General features: G+C 62.6%; 7 protein-coding genes. 4 read left to right on the forward strand and 3 right to left on the reverse strand.

Annotated features, from left to right (window positions below; genetic code table 11):
* On the reverse strand, positions 1-459 hold a 459-nt coding region (locus G524_RS0112035), incomplete at its 3' end, for a S1C family serine protease (RefSeq protein ID WP_027443915.1).
* Between the two features lie 7 nt (positions 460-466).
* On the reverse strand, positions 467-2,197 hold the full coding sequence (locus tag G524_RS0112040; RefSeq protein ID WP_027443916.1) for a cation:proton antiporter domain-containing protein: 1,731 nt from the start codon (positions 2,195-2,197) through the stop codon (positions 467-469).
* Positions 2,198-2,328: 131 nt separating this feature from the next.
* Here G524_RS0112040 and G524_RS15925 point away from each other — a divergent pair, with 131 nt between their 5' ends.
* The 4 genes from G524_RS15925 (at position 2,329) to G524_RS0112060 (ending at position 4,561) form a co-directional block, all read left to right on the forward strand.
* Complete coding sequence (locus tag G524_RS15925) at positions 2,329-2,952, forward strand: HdeD family acid-resistance protein (protein ID WP_051221212.1); 624 nt, start codon at positions 2,329-2,331, stop codon at positions 2,950-2,952.
* A 241-nt stretch (positions 2,953-3,193) separates the two neighbouring features.
* Positions 3,194-3,616 (forward strand): Hsp20/alpha crystallin family protein, encoded by a 423-nt coding sequence (locus G524_RS0112050; RefSeq protein ID WP_027443917.1) that lies wholly within the window; start codon positions 3,194-3,196, stop codon positions 3,614-3,616.
* Between the two features lie 15 nt (positions 3,617-3,631).
* Positions 3,632-4,033 (forward strand): Hsp20/alpha crystallin family protein, encoded by a 402-nt coding sequence (locus G524_RS0112055; RefSeq protein ID WP_027443918.1) that lies wholly within the window; start codon positions 3,632-3,634, stop codon positions 4,031-4,033.
* An 18-nt stretch (positions 4,034-4,051) separates the two neighbouring features.
* Entirely contained in the window at positions 4,052-4,561 is a 510-nt protein-coding gene (locus G524_RS0112060; RefSeq protein ID WP_027443919.1) for an Hsp20/alpha crystallin family protein, read from the forward strand.
* Between the two features lie 81 nt (positions 4,562-4,642).
* Here G524_RS0112060 and G524_RS0112065 read toward each other — a convergent pair whose 3' ends face one another.
* On the reverse strand, positions 4,643-5,020 hold the full coding sequence (locus tag G524_RS0112065; RefSeq protein ID WP_027443920.1) for a hypothetical protein: 378 nt from the start codon (positions 5,018-5,020) through the stop codon (positions 4,643-4,645).
* Positions 5,021-5,103 lie beyond the last annotated feature (83 nt).

A 5,103-nucleotide genomic window follows, 5' to 3' on the forward strand; every position in this document is an offset into this window, starting at 1 on the left:
GATCTTGAGCACCGCAATATCATGCGCGGGCGAGGCGCCCACCAGCGCGGCCTTGTAATCGCGCCCATCGGCCAGCCGCACCCGCGCCTGCGAGGCCCCGGCAATGACGTGATAATTGGTGACCACGTGCCCGGCATCATCCCAGATGAAGCCCGAACCCGTGCCGCGCGGCACCTCGAACACGTTGCGGGTCCACAGATCGGCCACAAGCTCAGCGGTTGAGATGAACACCACCGAATCGCGCGCCTTTTCAAACAGCGCGATGGTGGCCTTCTCATCCTCGGCCAGATCGCCGCGGGCGGTGACCACCCGGCTTTGCGCATCCGGCGCGCCTGAGGCTGCGGGCGGGGCAAGCCGCTCGCGCAGCACGGGCATGAGGTACCACAGGCCGAACAGCAGGGCGGCGATGATGGCGATGGTCCACAGCCGGCGTGATTGCAGGCTGCAGGGACATGACAAGCTCCGGCTAAGGCTCAACCATTTCCCGATCCCGCAAACCTGCATCTGGTGCAAGCTTCTGGCGCAGCGCTCGGATGTTTGCTTCCACCTGCTCTTCGGCCATGCCCGATGCACGCATGGCTGCGCGTGCCAGGGCGAGGGCAGCGGCAAGGTTTTCCGGAAAGACATAGTCCACCCCGGCATCGAACAGCACCTGCGCCGCACGATTGTCGCGGCAACTGGCGATGATGGCCCGCTCGCCATTGTGCCGCTCGGCAAGCGTGGTCATGAGGCGGATGGGCGCTTCGGCCTCACGCAAGAACAGCACCACAGCGCTGGCATGATCAACCCCTGCCGCTTCAAGCAGGGTCTTGCGATGGCCATCGCCGAAGATGACGTTGAGGCCGCGCTCTCTGGCGCGCATGAACCGCTCGTGATCGCGTTCGATCGCGACATAGGGAGTGCCACTGGCATGCAGCGCTTCGGCCAACGTGCGTCCGATGGTGCCGCACCCCACAAGAATGATGTGCCGGTTCAATCCCTCGGTTGCGCGGATCGCCTCTGCCTCACCGGTGTGGTCCGGTTCCTCCTCTGCCGAATGCGCAATCCATTCAGCCAATTGTGGACTGAAATGAACGATGACCGCGCCCAGCATCATGCTCAGCGCAATCATTCCCAGCAAGAATTGTCCCTCGTCTTGCGCGAGCAACCCGGCCGCTCCGATCTGGCCGAGCAGCAGCAAACTCAATTCGCCGCAATGGGCCAGCAGCAGTGCCGTGCGCACGCGCTCGCGGCGCGGTTGCCCGCTGATCCGGGCAATCGCCCACACAAGGGAAAATTTGGCCGCGATAATCGCCAGCGCACCACCGATCACGATCAGCGGCTGGGCAAGAGCGATACCCAGATCAAGCGACATGCCAGTGGCAAGAAAGAACACCCCAAGCAGCAGATCGCGGAAGGGTCTGATTTCATCCTCGAGCAGGTGGCGAAAATCGCTTTCGGCAAGGATCACGCCGACGGCGAAGGCGCCCAGCGGCAAGGACAGGCCAATCTTCTCTGCGCCCAGAGCTGCGCCGAACAGGATCGCCAAGACGGCGATCAGAAACACCTCGTTCGAGCGGGTGCGGGCGGCAAAGGCGAGCACCCGGCCCAGCGTGGGGCGCGCCAGCAATGCCGCCACGAAAAGTATTGCGATGCCGCTCAGAAGATGCGTCAGGCTCGCTAGCAAGGTGATATCGCCCTTTGTCCCGCTAAGGACAGCAAGCACGCCCAGCAGCGCAAGCGAGACGACATCCTGCAAGACCAGGGCGCCGGTGGTGGTTGTGCCATAGCCGGTCGCGCCTTCGCCGCGCTCGACCAGATGCTTGTGCACCATGGCGGTCGATGACATGGCGACCGCGCCTCCAACCAACAGGCTGGCAATGATGCTGGCGCTGCTGAACAGCGATACGACTGCGCCAGCCAGCACCGCGGTCAATGCCACTTGGGCCCCGCCGAAGCCGAACACCTTGCGTCGTTCGGAAATCAGACGTGACCAGGAAAATTCCAGCCCGATGAAGAACATCAGCACCGCGATGCCCAGTTCCGACAGCAGCGCCATGGCCTCGCTGCGGTTTACCAGTCCCACCGCGCCAGGCCCCACCAGGATCCCGGCAAGCAGATATCCTACCGTAGGCGAAAGGCGCAGACGGACAGCGGCCAGCACCGCGGCCAGCGCGGCCATCAACAGGATGGAAAACTCGACCACAATCTGATGCATGAAAGGCCCTTCTGGCTCAGGTGTTGGCAATTCTGCTTGCCAGTCTTGCAGTGCAGCACTACTCCACAACCAACCGCTGCGACAACGCGAGAAGGTTCTGACAGCTGCGGTTGAGGCAAGGTGTTGATCGCATGACCCAGATTGTCCAGCACTGCTCGTTGACACGCAATTGGTGGGTGTTTGCGCTGCGTGGTCTGTTGGCGTTGATCTTCGCGGCCCTGGCCTTGGCATTGCCAGGATCAGCCCTGTTTGCCCTCACGATCGTGTTCGGCGCCTTTGCCTTTGTCGATGGCGCGTTCAGCCTGGTGGCGGCCTACCGGCGGATGCGTGCGGGGGAAAGCTGGGGTGGTTTGGCGCTGAGCGGCGCCTTTGGTGTGCTGGCTGGGCTGGTCGTGCTTATCTGGCCGCTCATCGCCACCATTGCCCTCGCTTTGCTGTTCTGGTGGAGCCTGGTGTTCTGGTCAGTCACCACAGGGATCTTCGAACTGGTGGCAGCCGTGCGCCTGCGCCGCGAGATCTCCGGCGAAGTCTGGCTTGCGCTTTCGGGTGTGCTTTCGGTGGTGTTCGGCGGCCTGCTGATCTGGTTGCTGTTTACCTATCCGCTTGCCAGCCTCATCTCGCTGGGATGGGTGATTGCCTTCTATGCGGCCCTTTCCGGCGCGTTGCAGCTGTTGCTGGCCTTGCGCCTGCGCCGGCTCGACCGCACGGGTGGGAGCCTTGAGGTCACCATCGCTGCGGCAGACAATCCGCGCTGAACAACGCTCATTGGCCCCGGGTTCAGTCCGGGTCTTGAAATCGTCAGACGCGCTTCCTTTATCTGTTGCGAATGCCCGAATGGGGTTCATGACAAGAGGCGGGTCTGGCCATATTGGCAGGCTGGCTGGAAACAGGAAGCAAGCGCCCAGCCAACGCCCTGACAATAAAAGCGGTTAAGCCGCGTCGGTCTGACTCGTCCTCTATGCGGCCATGTTCGGGCGCTGTTGGGAGGATGAGACGATGCTTTATCGAACTGCACTTTATCCGGCTGATCCCTTTGCCTTGATGCGGCGACTTTCGGATAGTCTTGACCGTATAACGGCCCGCGCAAGCGCTCCTTTTCCCGCCATCAATATCTGGCAGAACGGAGAGGCAGCCGCGATCACAGCTGAACTGCCCGGGGTTGAGCCCGATTCCATCGACGTTGAGGTCAAGGACAATGTCCTGACCCTGTCTGGAGAGCGCAAGGCGCCCGATAACACCGAAGGCGCGACCTGGCATCGGCGTGAGCGTGCCTTTGGCCGGTTTACCCGGGCCATCCGTCTGCCGTTTCGCGTCGATCCGAACAAGGTTGAAGCGCGTCTTGCCAATGGTGTGCTGCGCATCGCCGTGGCACGTCCCGACGAGGACAAGCCGCGCCGTATCGCGATCAACGCTGCGTGAGGAGGGAGGAAAGCAATGACCAATCAGGTGATGACCACGCACGAGAACCCCGCGGTTCAGACCTTGGCGGAACCGGCCAGCAATCGCCCGGTGTGGCGCCCGCTGGCCGATATCCTCGAAACAAGGGACGGCTTTACCGTGATGCTCGAACTGCCTGGGGTGGCGGCCGAGGATGTCGAGGTTTCGCTCGAGAATCGACAGCTCAGCATCCGCGCCCGCGCGCAGGGGCTGGAGAGCGATGAGCTCCAGCTCGTTCACCGGGAATATTTGCCCGGCGATTACGAGCGCGCCTTCCTGCTGTCCGACGATCTGGATGGCGAGAGGATCGAGGCCGAGCTGAAAAATGGCGTTCTTACCGTGCGCGTCCCGCGCCTTGCCGAAGCCCGGCCCCGCAGCATCAAGGTCAAGACCGCTTGAAATACAAGGGAGGATGACATGAAGATCAAGGATCTCATTCCCTGGGCGAGCAAGGACGACCTGCCGCAAACCGCCCAGAGCGATGAACAGGCAAACCCCATTGCCAGCTTGCAGCGCGAAATGAACCAGGTGTTCGAAGGGTTCTGGAAACGCATGAGCAAGGGCTTTGGGGAACTCGACTGGCCATGGGGCCAAAGCGAGGCACGCTCCGATGTCGTGCAGACCGACAAGGGCGTGGAAGTATCGATCGAATTGCCCGGCATGTCGCCTGACGATATCGAGGTGAGCATTGCCAACGAGACCCTGACGGTGAAGGGCGAGAAGAAGGTTGAGCACCAGGAGGAAAAGAAGGGCTATTATTTGTCCGAGCGCAGCTATGGCGCGATCTGGCGTTCGATCCCCCTGCCGCCGGGGGTGGATGGTGACAAGGCCGAGGCCAGTTTCCGCAACGGGGTGTTGACCATCCGCTTGCCGCAGGCTGCCGATGCCGAGGCCAAGGTGAAACGGATTGCCGTGAAGACGGACTGACAGCAGATCAGAGGGGGTAATTGTGACGTAACCCCCTCTGAATCATCTTGCGACGGAGATTTTTCGGACCTGCTATACAGCCTACCCAGCCACCGTTTCGATCTGCTCCGTCCACGGAGGGCCGGCAAGGGCGATGAGCTCGGCGAGAGAAAGCGCCGGTGGCATGCGGTGGATGATAAGGCGTTCGAGCACTTGCGGCGCGAGGAAGGCGAGCCGCACCAGGCGGCCGACATAGCGGTCGGAGAGCTTCTCGGCCGCCGCGATATCCTGGATGGTGGAAGCGGCACCGGATTCCAGCTGCCGCCGCCAGCGCCATGCGCGGGCGATTGCCTTCAGGGCATGCGGGTCCACTCCGCCCATATCCGGCGCCCGATCGGCTGGCGGCAGGATCTTCGGCCGCCCATTGCGCTTGCGGATGGCGAGCGGAATGACGATGCGGAGGGTGGTCGGATCGCTCATGCGGCAAGCTCCCGTTCGGCTGCGAGCATGTCACGGACCACCGCGCCAAGCCCGTCGCTGCGCAGGTCGATGGCGATGCCCTC

Origin of the sequence: Erythrobacter cryptus DSM 12079, from assembly GCF_000422985.1 — a bacterium.
GTDB classification, from domain to species: domain Bacteria; phylum Pseudomonadota; class Alphaproteobacteria; order Sphingomonadales; family Sphingomonadaceae; genus Erythrobacter; species Erythrobacter cryptus.